Origin of the sequence: Dyadobacter sp. 676 (assembly GCF_040448675.1) — a bacterium.
In the GTDB taxonomy this organism is placed as follows: domain Bacteria; phylum Bacteroidota; class Bacteroidia; order Cytophagales; family Spirosomataceae; genus Dyadobacter.
This window is the reverse complement of sequence record NZ_CP159289.1, coordinates 322,864-337,370: the sequence shown is the minus strand read 5'-3', so window position 1 is coordinate 337,370 and position 14,507 is coordinate 322,864. Positions and strand designations below refer to the sequence as shown.

Annotated in this window: 15 protein-coding genes and 1 pseudogene; 9 read left to right on the top strand and 7 right to left on the bottom strand. The window is 50.4% G+C overall.

Features of this window, described 5'->3' with window-relative positions; translation table 11 throughout:
• Positions 1-94: 94 nt before the first annotated feature.
• Positions 95-460, top strand: a complete 366-nt coding sequence (locus ABV298_RS01695; protein WP_353720473.1) for a DUF4406 domain-containing protein — start codon at positions 95-97, stop codon at positions 458-460.
• On the opposite strand, the gene ABV298_RS01690 is transcribed toward ABV298_RS01695, so the two are convergent.
• The 4 genes from ABV298_RS01690 to ytxJ all read right to left on the bottom strand — a co-directional run bounded on the left by ABV298_RS01690 (position 461) and on the right by ytxJ (position 5,151).
• Positions 461-1,825, bottom strand: coding sequence for a HAMP domain-containing sensor histidine kinase (locus ABV298_RS01690; protein WP_353720472.1), 1,365 nt, complete (start codon positions 1,823-1,825; stop codon positions 461-463).
• Between the two features lie 89 nt (positions 1,826-1,914).
• Entirely contained in the window at positions 1,915-4,254 is a 2,340-nt protein-coding gene (locus ABV298_RS01685) for an outer membrane beta-barrel family protein (RefSeq protein WP_353720471.1), read from the bottom strand.
• A 249-nt stretch (positions 4,255-4,503) separates the two neighbouring features.
• Positions 4,504-4,701, bottom strand: coding sequence for a hypothetical protein (locus ABV298_RS01680; protein WP_353720470.1), 198 nt, complete (start codon positions 4,699-4,701; stop codon positions 4,504-4,506).
• A 117-nt stretch (positions 4,702-4,818) separates the two neighbouring features.
• Positions 4,819-5,151, bottom strand: a complete 333-nt coding sequence (gene ytxJ, locus ABV298_RS01675) for a bacillithiol system redox-active protein YtxJ (protein ID WP_353720469.1) — start codon at positions 5,149-5,151, stop codon at positions 4,819-4,821.
• A 234-nt stretch (positions 5,152-5,385) separates the two neighbouring features.
• Between ytxJ and ABV298_RS01670 the strand changes: the two genes are divergently transcribed.
• Together ABV298_RS01670 and ABV298_RS01665 are read left to right on the top strand one after the other, a co-directional pair.
• Entirely contained in the window at positions 5,386-5,946 is a 561-nt protein-coding gene (locus tag ABV298_RS01670) for a hypothetical protein (RefSeq protein WP_353720468.1), read from the top strand.
• A gap of 10 nt (positions 5,947-5,956) precedes the next feature.
• Positions 5,957-6,292, top strand: coding sequence for a helix-turn-helix transcriptional regulator (locus ABV298_RS01665; protein ID WP_353720467.1), 336 nt, complete (start codon positions 5,957-5,959; stop codon positions 6,290-6,292).
• On the opposite strand, the gene ABV298_RS01660 is transcribed toward ABV298_RS01665, so the two are convergent.
• Together ABV298_RS01660 and ABV298_RS01655 are read right to left on the bottom strand one after the other, a co-directional pair.
• The gene (locus ABV298_RS01660; protein ID WP_353720466.1) at positions 6,264-7,283 is read right to left on the bottom strand and encodes a trypsin-like peptidase domain-containing protein; all 1,020 of its coding nucleotides are present in this window, start codon (positions 7,281-7,283) and stop codon (positions 6,264-6,266) included. The genes ABV298_RS01665 and ABV298_RS01660 overlap by 29 nt on opposite strands.
• A gap of 16 nt (positions 7,284-7,299) precedes the next feature.
• Complete coding sequence (locus tag ABV298_RS01655) at positions 7,300-8,256, bottom strand: NADP-dependent oxidoreductase (RefSeq protein WP_353720465.1); 957 nt, start codon at positions 8,254-8,256, stop codon at positions 7,300-7,302.
• 94 nt (positions 8,257-8,350) lie between these two features.
• On the opposite strand from ABV298_RS01655, the gene ABV298_RS01650 reads away from it, so the two are divergent.
• Together ABV298_RS01650 and ABV298_RS01645 are read left to right on the top strand one after the other, a co-directional pair.
• Complete coding sequence (locus ABV298_RS01650; RefSeq protein ID WP_353720464.1) at positions 8,351-8,557, top strand: hypothetical protein; 207 nt, start codon at positions 8,351-8,353, stop codon at positions 8,555-8,557.
• Between the two features lie 17 nt (positions 8,558-8,574).
• Complete coding sequence (locus ABV298_RS01645; RefSeq protein WP_353720463.1) at positions 8,575-9,219, top strand: AraC family transcriptional regulator; 645 nt, start codon at positions 8,575-8,577, stop codon at positions 9,217-9,219.
• Here ABV298_RS01645 and ABV298_RS01640 read toward each other — a convergent pair whose 3' ends face one another.
• Complete coding sequence (locus tag ABV298_RS01640) at positions 9,220-11,217, bottom strand: T9SS type A sorting domain-containing protein (protein ID WP_353720462.1); 1,998 nt, start codon at positions 11,215-11,217, stop codon at positions 9,220-9,222.
• Positions 11,218-11,441: 224 nt separating this feature from the next.
• Between ABV298_RS01640 and ABV298_RS01635 the strand changes: the two genes are divergently transcribed.
• The 4 genes and pseudogenes from ABV298_RS01635 to ABV298_RS01620 all read left to right on the top strand — a co-directional run bounded on the left by ABV298_RS01635 (position 11,442) and on the right by ABV298_RS01620 (position 14,489).
• Complete coding sequence (locus ABV298_RS01635) at positions 11,442-11,828, top strand: DUF2958 domain-containing protein (protein ID WP_353720461.1); 387 nt, start codon at positions 11,442-11,444, stop codon at positions 11,826-11,828.
• A gap of 105 nt (positions 11,829-11,933) precedes the next feature.
• Positions 11,934-12,879: pseudogene (locus ABV298_RS01630) on the top strand (ring-cleaving dioxygenase).
• Between the two features lie 270 nt (positions 12,880-13,149).
• Complete coding sequence (locus ABV298_RS01625) at positions 13,150-13,776, top strand: dienelactone hydrolase family protein (protein WP_353720460.1); 627 nt, start codon at positions 13,150-13,152, stop codon at positions 13,774-13,776.
• A complete protein-coding gene (locus ABV298_RS01620; RefSeq protein ID WP_353720459.1) occupies positions 13,773-14,489 on the top strand; it encodes a pirin family protein in 717 nt (238 codons plus the stop codon). Before ABV298_RS01625 ends, ABV298_RS01620 begins: the two co-directional genes overlap by 4 nt.
• The last annotated feature ends 18 nt before the right edge of the window (positions 14,490-14,507 follow it).

The following is a 14,507-nucleotide window of genomic DNA, read 5'->3' as shown; positions in this document are numbered from 1 at the left end:
TAATATTGATTGGATGTGTTAGTCATGACTGATTTGTGCTAGCCAAAAGTAGTACTTGATCATTTTTAATAAAAACAAATCACGATTTCAAGCCATGAACGGAATGATGATTCTCGTCGCCGGACCGTACCGGTCGGGTACCAACGACGACCCTGTTTTAATGCGTAAAAACCTCGACAAACTCGAATCGGTGACCTTGCGATTGTTCCGCGCCGGACATTTGCCGGTGATCGGGGAGTGGGTTGCATTGCCACTGCTCAAACTAGCCGGTTCCAAAGTGCCTGGCGACGGGCCTTACGAGGAAATTTTATACCCGGTAGCCGGTCGCCTTTTGTCCAAATGCGATGCGATTCTCAGGCTGGAAGGCGAATCAAAGGGAGCGGACGAGGATGTCAGGATAGGGAAGGAGCGGGGTTTACGGATTTATTACAACTTGGCCGATGTACCGGGTTGCGGGTGATCACCGTAAATCGGTCTGGTGAATGTTGTCTTTATCAAATATCGGGATGGAAATGTAGAAGCACGTGCCTTGCCCCGGGGTGCTTTCCAGCCAGATTCTGCCGTTCTGGGCCTTGATGAACTCCATACAGAGCATCAGGCCCAGGCCAACGCCCCTTTCATTGTTGGTCCCGAATGTCGATTCCACATTCAGTGAAAAAATCGATTCCTGCTTTCCGGCCGACATGCCGATCCCGTCGTCTTTCACGGAAATCAGACAATTTTTTTCACGGGCTTCCGCTTTCACAATGATATGTCCGCCTTCCGGCGTGAATTTGATCGCATTGCCCACGATGTTCCGGAGGATCAGCTGCATCATGTCGCTGTCGGCGTAAATGCTGGCGGAAGGGTCAAAATAATAAGCGAGATTGATGTTCTTACGGGCGGCGATGTCGCGTTCGAGATTCAGCGTCGGTTCGAAAAGCGCGTGTAAATTGAGTTGCTCCATATGTGCCGAAACGCCGTGCAGCTGCGATTTCGACCAGTCCAGCAGTTTAGAAAGCATAGCCAGCGTATTTTTGGTCGAATTGAGGAGGTCGTTTTCAATATCGAGCTTCTGCGCCTCGTCGAGTTCGTGCTGCGTGAGCAGTTCCAGGAAGTTCTGAATACTGGCCAGGGGCGAACGCAGGTCGTGTGCGACGATCGACATAAGCTTGTTCTTCTCCGCATTGAGCTTTTCGAGTTCCTCGTTCTGCTTCACAATCCGGAAATTTTGCAGCTCGATGGCCTTCGCTTTTTCGATGGCGGACATCTTTTCATGCTCGTAACTCCACCGGATATAATGAATGCTGAAATAAGCGATCGCCGCCACCACTACATAGGCCGACATATGATCCACGAACCGGTTCGGGCGCGTCGTGTAAGTGTCGGGCACCAGGTGCGGGTGGTAAAATTCGGTCAGATTGAGAATGATCAGCACCATGACATTCACCGGAATCCATACCTTGTACTGCCCGGCCGGGCTGATCGCGATGCTGAGCAGCAGGAATAGCAGGAAAAACAGATCGGTGGGGCCGCGCAGGCCGGAATTCAGGAAATAGTTGGCGATAAACAACGACAGGCCAACCACATTCGCCAGCAACGTGCTGACGCCGACCTGGTTCTTAAACCGCGAGGCGTAGTATAATGCTATGGCGATCAGCAATACGATAAGACTAGCCAATGCAATTTTGGGCAGTCCTATCGCATAGTTGAATGGTATATTGTAGGTGAGCGCGAAAATAGATATCAGGCATACCGAGTGGAATATCCGGGCATTCAAGGGAAAGACCAACGGGTCACCGGATAAACCAATCCATGTTCGGTAGATCGAATCTTTGAGAGGCAAGAGATGCAGGGTTTCGTTCCTGCAAATATAACGTACGTGTCTCCATAATAAGCAGGTAGAACTAATATTAATTGAGCTGTGGATATCCCTTAACCTTTGATACGGTTCAGTTCGTCCTCCGACCCTGACCTCCGGTTGCGTGCCGCTTTGATTTCCTTGCTTCCGAAGCGGTAGTTGAAGTTAATGCGCAGCATCTGACCTTCAAAACGGAACCGAAGGCGCGTTTCGATGCCCGCGTACGCCGACGTATAGCCGCCTCTGGCGGTATGGAACAAATCGCTGAACGTCATTTTCAGGCTCGCATTCTCTTTCCAGAATTTCTTTTGCACGCCGATATCGACCATACCCATTTGCCAGTTGTAATCGATCCGGCGATATGGAGAGTTGTACCAGCCGGAAAGTTCCACAGTCCAGTTGTTTTTGAACTTGAAGGTATTCTGGCCATTGAGGTTGAATGCGGTGGTCCGGTTATTGACGATCACGCCATTGTCCAGGGCTGCTTTCCAGAGGTTGTGGTACCCGCTGATGTTGAAGTTGAGCTCCCACCATTTGGTGACGGGCGTGGTGACGCTTACATCCAGACTGAAACCTTGCGAGTAATCCAGGTTTTCGGTGATGAAATAGGTGCGGCTGCTGTCGTAGGGAATGCGCAGGCCTACCACCGGAAATTTCGTACGACGGTAACCGAAAGAAGTGGTCAGAATGCCCTTGTACACATGAGAGAGCTTGAAGCTGTTGGCATATTCCGGTTTGAGGAACGGATTGCCTTTGGAATAAACCAGTTCGTCGACACGGTATTCAAACGGATTGAGATTCTGGTAGCTGGGGCGGTTGATGCGCCGGCTGTAATTGAGGTTCCAGGTATGGTTTTTCGAGGCCCTGTACGAAATGGCCCCGCTGGGAAAGAAGTTGAGGTAAGTCGTATCGACTTTGTCGAGGTCGTTGTGTTTGTAGCTGGTCAGGTCACCGAGCGATTTGGTGTGCTCCGCGCGCAGCCCCGCCTGCAAATCCCATTTCTTGCCCAGTGAAATATTATAATTGACATACGCCGCATAAACGCGTTCGAGGTATTTGAAACGGTTGCTGCGGTTGGTGTCGATCACTTCCTCGTTTTTCAATACATTGTAAAAATTGAATGTATTGTCCGATTTGACGTCCGACAATTTTATCCCGTAACCCAGTTTCCCTTTTCCGAGCGGCTGTTCGTAATCGATTTTGAATGATTTAATGGTGATGTCCACCGGTGTTTTACTTACATAATTCCGCTCGATCGGTTCGTCGCTCGTGCTCTGAAAATGGTATTTGTTGGGCTGGTAGCTAATCCCGCGCGACGAAAACCTCCCGTAATCGGCATCGATATTCAGTTCGTGGCCGGTGGTATCCGCGTAGCGGTAATTTACATTCAGGTTGAGGTTCTTATTTTTCTCCGGGTTCGAGGTTCGCGACGATAACAGGAGCGAATCGGCCGTAAGGTTGTTCCGCTTGCTGATAAACGTTTCACTCTCTCCACCGCCGTTGTGGTTGCTGATCCGGCCATTGGCACTGAAACCGAGCGTGTTTTTGGAATTGATGAAATAGTCGGCGCCTATTTTCGCGCTATGTGTGGTATCGCGCCATATGCCGTGCCACACTTTATTATAGGCTACATTGTTCAGGATCTGATCGTCATAGGTGGTGTTATGCCACGCGCCCTGGTTGAAACCGTAGTTTCCGAAGATATTGAGCTTCTTATCGCGATGGTTCAGGTTCAGGGAGGCGTTGTATTTCGGGGTAATCCCGAACATTCCGCCCAGGCTGAGGTTGCCGTTGGTGCCGAGCTTTGCGTTCTTTTTCAGGCGGATATTGATAATGCCGAGGTCGCCCGCCGCATCGAACTTTGCGGAAGGATTCGTTATGATTTCAATGGCTTCGATATCGGCGGAATTCATGCTTTTGAGTGTCGACGCGAGATCTTTGCCCGCGAGCGGTGAAGGGCGGCCGTCGATGTAAATGCGGACACCGGTTTTGCCCCTTACCAGAATATTTTCCTCCCGGTCGATCTGTACGCCGGGTGAGCGTTGCAGCAGGTCGAGTGCATTGGAGCCGGTGGCATTGATGCTCGCCTCCACATTGAAAACCATCCTGTCGTTCTTAACCTCGATCAGAGGTTTGGTGCCGGTAACTTTTACCTCGTTCAACTGCTTCGCTTCCGGCGTCATAGTAATAGCCGGAAGGTCCACATCCCGGTCGGCCACCTCGAACACCGTGGAACTGTACATTTGCTGGCCCACGGCCGAAATGCGGACAAAGTACCGGCCGGCCGGTATACCGCCGACGCGGAACGCACCATGTTCATCGGCGACGTCGGCCTTTATAAGAGTCGAATCTTTGGATTGATTAATGGATACCGCCGCAAAGCTCACGGCTTCTTTTTTGCTGATTTTTGACAAGGCCGCTTACCGTGAATGTCTGGGCAAGGGCGGAGAAGGAAAGTCCACAAACCAGCAGGCTGAGTAGTGTTATTTTCATAATGGCTAATGGTCATATGCAGCAAAGATTAAGAATTACTTCCAATGTTGCACCGGCCATCCAATTTTCTGCATTTTAGGTAACCCGGAAGGCGTACCAAAAAAATGAGCAGCTACGAGAGCTGCTCATTTGCATTTATTTATTGATGAAGTGTTAATAAGCTTTTGGTTTTAGCTTGCTGTCTGATAAAAATTTAAAAAATCTGTTCCAACAGCATTCGTTCCGGATTCTTTTTGGGCCTGCGCCCTTTTGACGAAGGCGGCTGCATCATCCGCAAGCAGCTCTCTGAGATGCTTCGTCCCCAAGGCGTCATAGTACCAAATCCATACCATTTTCTCTGAAACGATCGAATAATGCAGGCCCGTCATAGTTTTTGTTTGTTGATGCTACAAATGTAATGGAATAAATCCATTTAAATGGAAATATTCCATAAAAATTTATCGATAACAATTACAGGCATTTTCGGGACTGCCGTGGTTTAGTCTTCAATTCAATGAAGCGAGCGATTCGCGTAGAGAAACGTCTTCGTGCGAGGCGTCATAGACGCATTGCCCGTTTTTTACGACCAGAATTTGAGGAGATTCGTGCTCGACGCCGAAGGTACTGGCAATGGCCATGGATTCTTTCCGGTTCTGGATCACGTCCACGATGTAAATGGGAATCTCAACGTCAGAGGCTGCATTCACTTCCGATTTTAACTGTCGGTAAGCCATCAGGCTGGTCATGCAACGGGGGCTATGTTTATAAATGATAGCGTAATCCGCCGATTTATAGATACGATCGACTTCTTCTTCGCTACGGATGGTAATCCAGTTCATGCTATTCAAAATTTGTCAAATTACTTGCAACAGGTTACATAACACTGAAAGCGTGTTTTTTCATTCCATCGAGATTAAAAATATGCCCTACCGACATCAAACCCAGACATCTTTGCATGCAGCAATCTAAAAATCCGGGCAGATCAATTTGACACGCCGTTTGTAGAAGTCTGTTACCAAATAGAGAAGCATTCGTATCAACCATAAATGAAAAACTTATTATAAACCTATAAGTTGATTATTATGGAAATATGCGGTATTTTTGAAATAGTGCCGGATAGCCTGTATTCCGTGCAATTCGACGGCGAACCGAAACACGAATTTTTGAAGACATTTAGGCTTTGGAGTGATCGAACGTATCTCGAATCATTTTTTACAAAGCATTACGAGGACTTGCTGGCATTTTGGGAGTATATGTCAGTAGAAGAAGCAGTTGCGGTCACAATTGGCGAAGGTGCCTTACTTGAAGAAACTATACTGAAAATCGCACGTGCGGGTATGCATGGCGGCTATGATAACCTGTCTGCTATTTTTAAACCATTAACTCCGGTAGCGACAAGTCTGGAACATTTTGAAAAAAGCAAAGCCAGAGGATTTCGCAGAAAGAGTTGGTTACGTGTGTACGCTATCAGGTTGGGAGTGAATCATTTTATCGTAACCGGCGGCGTTATTAAACTAACACGAACCATGAATGAGCGTGAGCATCTGCTTAACGAATTGAATAAGATGGAGGATGTTTGCCGGTTCTTGAAAGCGGATCAGAGAGACGAATTTGGACTGTTTGAATTATTTTAAATGATAACGAATGGATGCATTAACCAAAGTTAAACTCATGGCCGTGCCTGATACGGAATGGATAAAAGAAGCCACTTTCCGGCAAGAAAATCGGTACTGGCTGGATGTGTCAGGTGAAATTGCATTAGCAGTATTGAGGAACCTGCGTAAAACGGGCAAAACGCAAAAGGATCTGGCCGAACTAATGGGCTGCTCTCCGCAATATGTAAGCAAGATCCTGAAAGGCTCCGAGAACCTCACCCTCGAAACAATCTGCAAGATGGAGCAGGTGCTTCAAATCAAGTTGATCGAAACACCTTACAGCCATTTGCGTGAGGTTAAGCCCTCTTCTCGACCGGAACAATGATGAAGTTGAGCAGCTCGGTATGCCGGATTACCGAAATGTCGGTGATTGTCAGAATATCGCGCGTGGTAAGCGCCTTGAACAGCTCATTCGAATTACGGACCGGCTTGCCGTTGAACGAGACGATGATGTCGCCCTCCATCAGTTGCGAGCGCGACGCCGGCGTGTCGGGCTCGATGCGGGTAATGAAAATCCCCTGGTGATTGGGAAGCTTATGGTGCTGCCGGACGCGCTCATTGAGCGGGACGTCCTGTAATTGAAGCCCGAGATAGGCTTTGAACACCCTGCCGTCGCGGATAAGCTGCCGTGCGATTTCCTTAGCGGTATTGATATCCACCGAAAAGCTCAGCCCCTGCGCCCCCTGGATTACGGCCGTATTGACCCCAACCACCTCGCCGTCGGTATTGATCATCGGGCCGCCCGAGTTGCCCGGATTCAACGCCGCATCCGATTGGATGACATTATCGACAAACCGCCCCGATTGTGTTTGCAGCGTCCTGCCCAGCGCACTTACGACGCCGGTCGTGACGGTGTGCTGATAGCCATAGGGGTTGCCGATAGCGATCACGAACTGACCGATCTGCAACGCATCCGAATCGCCCAGTTTGGCGACGGAATAGCCCTGGGTATAGATTTTCAGGATGGCGAGGTCGGTATCAGGGTCTTTGCCGATAAGCGTGGCCTCGATTTCGTTCTCGTTCAGCAGGCTTACCATGATTTTTTCGGCTCCTTCCACTACATGGCTGTTGGTAAATATAAGGCCGTCGGAGGAGAATATGAACCCCGAACCGGACCCCGCCGGCCGCATTTTCCCGTTAACTGTTTTGAATATATCGATTTTTACGACGGCGTTTTTGATCTGATCAACGGCGCCGATAATCATGCTTGAAAATGTGTCCATAGCAGCTGGTATCGTTTCGGCAAAGACATTCAAAAAGCTGTCCAGTGGGGAGGAAATGCCAAAGTGGCGCGTCGCGAGAGTGGAACGCGCCAAAACGGCATATTAAGGATTAAGGCAAAGTAACAACGATCTTCCCGAGCGTTTTACCGCGCTCTATTTCCGCATGTGCCTTGGCCATGTCCGTGAACGGATATGTCGCTGAAATGTGTGACCGCAGTTCTCCGGATTGTAGCAATGCGGCGATTTGCTCCATGTCCCGGCCATTTGAAACCACTCCGAGCGTATGAGCGTAAACGTTCTTCTCCCTAACCAGCCCGGCCAGCTTTTCATCTGTAAACGATGCTAGCAGCGCAATCACACGTCCGCCCGGTTTCACGGTGGCCAGCGACCTGAATATGTGGTCGCCGAAAAGCGAATCGACTACCAGGTCCGCGTCCTGCACGACTTCTTCGAACCTGGCGGCGGTGTAGTCGATAAACTGGTTTGCGCCGAGACGGAGAACGAAATCTCTTTTAGAAGCGGAACCGGTCCCAATCACATAAGCCCCGAAGTGTCTGGCGATCTGGACGGCGTAGTGCCCGACGCCCCCGCCCGCACCGTGGATTAATACTTTGTCGCCCTGCCGCACTTTTCCATAAGTGACCAACGCCTGCCAGGCCGTTAATGCCGCCAGCGTGGAGGCGGCCGCCTCTTCGTGCGAAATGTTCCCCGGTTTCAACGCCAGCTGGGCGGCAGGAGCGGCCACGTATTCGGCATAGGCTTTTCCGTGGCCGGGGAAGTTAACCATGCCAAAGACCTCATCCCCCGGTTTGCATACCCTAACCCGTGCGCCTGCCGCTTCGACAACGCCCGAAACGTCCCATCCGATGACGACTTTTTCACCGGGAGCCGGTTTTACAAACCTCCCTATGGCGGCAGGCTCTCTTCGTGCAAACGCGTCGACCGGGTTGATACCGATCGCTTTGACGCGGATCAGTACTTCGTCTTCATTGATCTCCGGTGTAGGGATCTCGGTAAAATGCAGGTTTTCAGTTCCTCCGTTGTTTGCTAATGTAATGGCTTTCATGATTGCATTGGTTTGATTTGATGCATGCAAATTTCCAATGCAGTCGCGGTTCAATAGTTGTAAAGATTTGGGTTAAATCGGTAATTTCGCCGGTATGAAAGTACATCACATCCATCAGCCTTACGACGTCCTTTTCGTGACGGTCGATGAATGCCCGATCAAGGCGCATAAGAATACATTTATCGAGCTCGTATACATATTTGACGGGGAGGGCATTTATCACATCAACCAGACGAATTCCGCTACGGGAAGGAGAACCTGTTTCTGGCCATGCCCATGGATTTGCATTATACCAGGGTAAGAGAAACTACCTCTTTTATGTTCATCCGCTTCAATAATATTTATCTCAACGCGCAGAAGGCCCGAGATGAATATAGCAACCTGGGCGACTGGATACATAAATTGGAATATATCTTCCACAATAACAATCACTTGCAGGGCTGTATTCTCCGTAATGATAGCGATAAGCCGCTCGTTCGCGCGCTCATGGAGGCGATCAGGCAGGAGTATGCCAACCGCCAGACCCTGCATAAAGAGCTTGTCCAGCAATTGCTCAACACGCTACTGACGGTTGTGGCGAGAAACATCGCCACACATATCCCGGAGAAAACCAGGCTTGCGCAGAACACTTCGCTGGACATTATTCATTATATACACCAAAATATCTACAACCCAGAGTTGCTAAGGGCCGACCGAATCGCCTCCCACTTCAATATTTCCCTCAATTATCTCAGCGAATATTTCAAAAAACATACGCACGAGACGCTCCAGCAATATATTATCAATTACAAAATGGCCTTGGTCGAGATACGCCTGAAACACAGCGATATGCGTATAAATGAAATAGCTGCCGAACTGGGTTTCACAGACGACAGCCATCTCATCAAGACATTCAGGAAACACCACGGCCTGAGTCCCCGGGAATTCCGGCGCGAAGCGCACACGGAGGTGATGGAGGGGTGACTATTTCACTATTTTCAGCTCGCGGCCATCGACATTCACAATATACAATCCTTTCGGCAGGCCGGCGATATTCAACCGGATGGCCTTTTCCCCGGTTGCGGCGGTTTGGACAAGTTTGCCCGTGCTGTTGAAAATATCGATACGGTTCAATGCATTGGCGGATTCGATTGTGATCGCATCCGACGCGGGATTCGGGAAAACACGCAATGTTTCATGACCATCGATGCGAACGCTTACAATGCGCGTGAGGTCTGACTGACCGTCCAAATCCACTTCTTTTACGCGGTAGTAGTAGGTCCCTTTTGGAAGAAATTCGTCCTCGTAGCGATAAAAAGAGCTGCTTTTCGAATCGCCGGCGGCGTTTACGGTTTTGACGGTCATGAAATTGCGCGAGTCGGTGCTGCGCTGGACTTCAAAATGCGAGGCATTGAATTCCGAGGCGGTCGACCAGTCGACTGCCACGCGGCCGTTGGTTCCCATTCGCGCGCCGAACGACTGCCAGATTACCGGCAATGGCGTTGCATTGACGTTCAGCATAGGGGAAAATACAGTGTTCCTGTTGGAATCGATCACTTTCAACTTATATAATCCTGGGCCTACGGTCCACTGCTGCGACGTGTTTTGCACCTGGTTGCAATCGCCGCCGGCTAGCCAGTTGTATTGCCAGTCGCCGGGTTGCGGCGGGCCGGTGAATGTGACCTGCGAGCCGCCGGGGACATAAGCCGCACCGACCGATGGCGGCGGGGTGGCGGAATAAGGATTGGATTGGGTAAGGAAATCGGGCGTAATTTTATCGGCCCAGAAACCGGCGAGATAAATCAGGCCGGAGTAGATCTGGCCGTCAGGCGAAGGGGTGACGCCGTCGCCCCGGAAATGTATTTCGTCGTGACGGTACTCGATGCTGTAATAAGGGTCCGTGTCGGGGCCCTGAAATACATGCGGATAAAGTCCGTCGTTGTTGATCAGCTCGTTTTGGGCATTTACGACACTCGCCGACACGCGGGTGGCGCCGTTGACGGTAAACCGCGAAGCGCGGGCGACAACCCACGCCAGATCAGGCTTGCCCGAAAGGTTGCGGCTGGCGTTCACGACATCCCACAACGCCGACAAGTAGCGGTTATAGGTGTTATCGCCAGGTTGTTCGAGATAATTATCTGTTTCTCCCTGGTGCCATAAAACAGCCCTCACGCCCAGCTGAGCTATATAATTGTTCAGAGCGAGCCGCAAATGCCCGAAAGGCAGGCCGGAAGGAAAAGTATAACCGAATGCGCTGGTTGTTACGCCGTTTGGATCGATGCTCTGTTTCCAGTTGTCGACTCCTGTGCTTGACCAGCCTCCGTTGAAGATCATAACCGGCACGCGGAATTTCTCATAGATTTTATCGCCGAACGACCCCCAGCACCAGGCATAGTTACCAAACGGAGCTGTTTTTACGTTGGCGTCGAGGTGGACGAATTCGGGGCAGGGGAGCTGCACGTTCGAATACGGGGTGATCGTGTTCAGCACCGGGTCGACATTCTGGAAATTCACGCTGTTGACCTGGTCATACGCCGCGCCCGGACCATTGGGATTGGAATCGCCGCCGGTGGCATTGGATTGCCCGGCCACCACAAAAACCTCCCCCACGCCCACACGCGTTACGGTGGTGATCGCCGAGGTTCCGCCGGCATTCACACCCCGTACTTCCAATTGGTACCAGCCGCCTTTCAAAGTTACCGATCCCAGGAATTGACCTGCGGAAATCTGATCGTCAATAGTCGCCCAGCCGCCGTCTGTCGGAAAAGCTTGCCCTTCGCCCGGGACCCTGGGGGTCAGCCTCGCTTCGATTTTCTGGTAGGGTTGCGTGATGTACCCTCCTATATATACGTTAGCCTCATTTGCGTTGGTTCGCTGGAATACGGCCCGTTCGGTCGGAAATGTCACTGCAACCTGCGCAAGACCCCTGTGTGCGGCGAGAAATAAAAGTGATAAAATCAGGAGCGGTAAAGTTTTTTTCATAGGATACTTTTAAGGTGTGATCGATAGTTTAAATTCATTGAAATGGTTTCGCATCAGGCACAAACAGTTACCGTGTCCGGCACGTGGACGCATATATATATTCAGATAAAGTCAAGATCGGAAGACGACTTCCGCAGAAAGTTAGGGAAATAAGCGTTGCAAAATACCGACGGGCTCTTCCATTTATTTTATGGCGCTCCGGGCAAAAGCCTTAAATTTGTCCCATGTCAAAAATGATCCCGCAAAATCTGATCGAAATCATGATCCACAATGCGCAGGAGGTGCAGAACCAGATTGCGAAAGATCACGCGCCCGTCGTGAAGTTGCATTCGCGGTACGGTAAGGCCGTATGGTTGCTCTCCGAACTGGATCCGGTGAACAACATAGCCTTCGGTTTATGTGATCTCGGCCAGGGCAAGCCGGAGCTGGGTTACGTGTCGCTTCCGGATCTGGCCAGTTTGAAACACGCCCGCCTGAAAGTACCTATGGTTGAAACCGATCCGGGATTTGACGGCAAGTACCCGATGAGCGTTTACCTCGAAGCGGCCAAAATTGCCGGAAAAATAGTGGAGGAAACCGCTGTATTGGAGCGTCTGGGTACGCCGGAATAATTTTCGGCGTACATGTTTTCTTGTCCTAGTTCAATGCCCCGCCCCCTGGCCGGAGGGTACCTTTGTATCATCAAAAACAAAGAAACATCTTAACTGAACGAGACAATGGAAAATACAATCAATGGCATCCACCACATTACAGCTATCGCTGGTGACGCTAAAACCAACTACGATTTTTATACCAGGGTATTAGGCCTGAGAATGGTTAAAAAAACCGTCAATTTCGACGATCCCAATACTTACCACTTTTATTACGGCGACGAAAATGGCACGCCGGGTACGATCCTGACTTTCTTTCCCTGGGGTAACCAGATTCCCGCCGGCCGTCGCGGCACCCGCCAGGCAACGGAAATCGGCTATTCGGTACCGGAGGGTAGCCTCGATTTCTGGTTAAAAAGATTGGAAGCCAATAAAATAACCTACAATAAACCCGCCGAGAAATTCGGGGAACAATACCTGACGTTCCTGGATCCCGACGGTTTGAAATTCGAACTGACCGTCCCTAAAACTACTGACAACCGCATTCCCTGGACGACTCCGGAAGTGCCGGCGGAATATGCTACCCGCGGTTTTCACAATGTCACGATCACAACGGGTAATATCGCCGAAACTGCCAAAGTGCTGACCGATATCTTCGGTTATCGCCTTGCGGAACAACATGTGAACCGCTTCCGGTTTGTGACCGACGCCGTCGAAAATGCGAATATCGTCGATTTGGTTGAAGCTCCCGGTGAAAGGGCAGGGCACGTAGCCAAAGGTTCGGTACACCACATTGCATTCCGCGTGGCTAACGACGACATTCTGATGGAGTTCCGCAAAAAAAGTGCTGGACGCCGGTTTGCAGATCACCGATAAAATCGACAGAAACTACTTCTATTCGCTCTATTTCCGCGAACCGGGAGGCGTGCTGTTCGAGATCGCCAGCGACAATCCCGGTTTCGCCACCGACGAAACCGTTGAACAATTGGGTACCGGTTTGATGCTTCCCCCACAATACGAACCTCGCAGAGAACAGATCGTGAAGGTGCTGCCGGTGTTGGGGAATGAATGATTGATTGAATTTCGAATGAGTGAATAGTCAACTCGGGTCGGTATTGTCAGGTGTGGTCAGATATTTCCATCACTATTCGAGACTACACTTGACTGCAATTCGCTCAATGTGGATTTGACAATTCATGACGATCTCTGTACCTACTCTTTTATTCAGCCATCCGGTCATTCCTCGTTCCACGGCGGATCATTCACTCATTCACTCATTCACAATTCACTCATTCCCCATAGCACGACGGATCATTCGATCATTCAATCATTCACTTATCCCATGTACACCCATAGCAAACAATTCATCACAAGCGGGTTAGCTGTTCAGCAGGCCAAAAAGGCAATTGTTATGTTGCATGGCCGGGGCGGGACTGCCGCTGATATTGTTTCTCTTCAAAAGGTTTTGAAACTGAACGATTTCGCCATTTATGCACCTCAGGCTACCAATAACAGCTGGTATCCATACAGTTTTCTGGCACCGGTGCAGCAAAATCAGCCTGCGCTCGATTCCGCCCTGGCGTTGATCGGCGATGTGGTTTCGGAAATCCACGCCGGTGGAATTGGCGCCGATCAGATTTACTTCGCAGGTTTTTCACAGGGAGCGTGTCTTACTTTGGAATACACTTCCCGCAATGCGCGCAAATATGGCGGGATCATCGCCTTTACCGGAGGTTTGATAGGGCAGGAGCTGGCCGTCGGTAATTACAAGGGCGATTTCAAACAGACTCCCGTATTCATTTCTACCGGAAACCCGGACCCCCACGTTCCTGTTTCGCGTGTGCAGGAAAGTGTGACGATCCTCGAAGATATGAACGCAGCGGTCAACCAGGTCATCTATCCCGGCCGTCCGCATACGATTTCCGGTGATGAGATTCAATTGGTGAACAACACGATTTTGAAATCATGAAAAATACGGTATTTCATCCGGCCGGGTCACGTTTTTATGCCGACCACGGATGGCTTCAAAGTGCCCAGACATTCAGCTTTCATAGGAACTACGACCCGCAGCGTATCCAGTTCGGTGCACTGCGCGTGCTGAACGACGACACCGTCAATGGCGGAAAGGGGTTCGGCCGGCATCCGCACGACAATATGGAAATTATATCGATTCCGCTGAAAGGCACCCTGGAACATCAGGATAGCCTCGGCAACGTGGCGGTGATCCGGCGGGGGGAAATACAGGTAATGAGCGCCGGCACGGGCGTTTACCACACCGAATTCAACAAGGACCAGGACGAACCCGTTACCTTTCTGCAAATTTGGTTATATCCCAATAAACTGAATGTGACGCCGCGCTACGATCAGATGGAATACGCTTCGGGCGACAGGCATAATCGCCTTCAGCAAATCCTCTCGCCGGATCCCGGTGACGATGGTGTATGGATACATCAGAACGCCTGGTTTCATCTCGCAGATTTCGATAAGGGTTTTAACGCCGAATATAAATTGAAACGGGACGGGAACGGTGTGTATTTGTTTGTAATCGACGGAAGCGTGGAGGTGGACGGCCAGGCATTGTCGGCCCGCGACGGCTACGGTTACTGGCCGGAAGCGCCTGTGCTTGTTACGGCTCTGGACAAGAGCTCGTTACTGGTAATGGAGGTGCCCGAAAAATGGTAGTAATCTGAAACGGCCGGT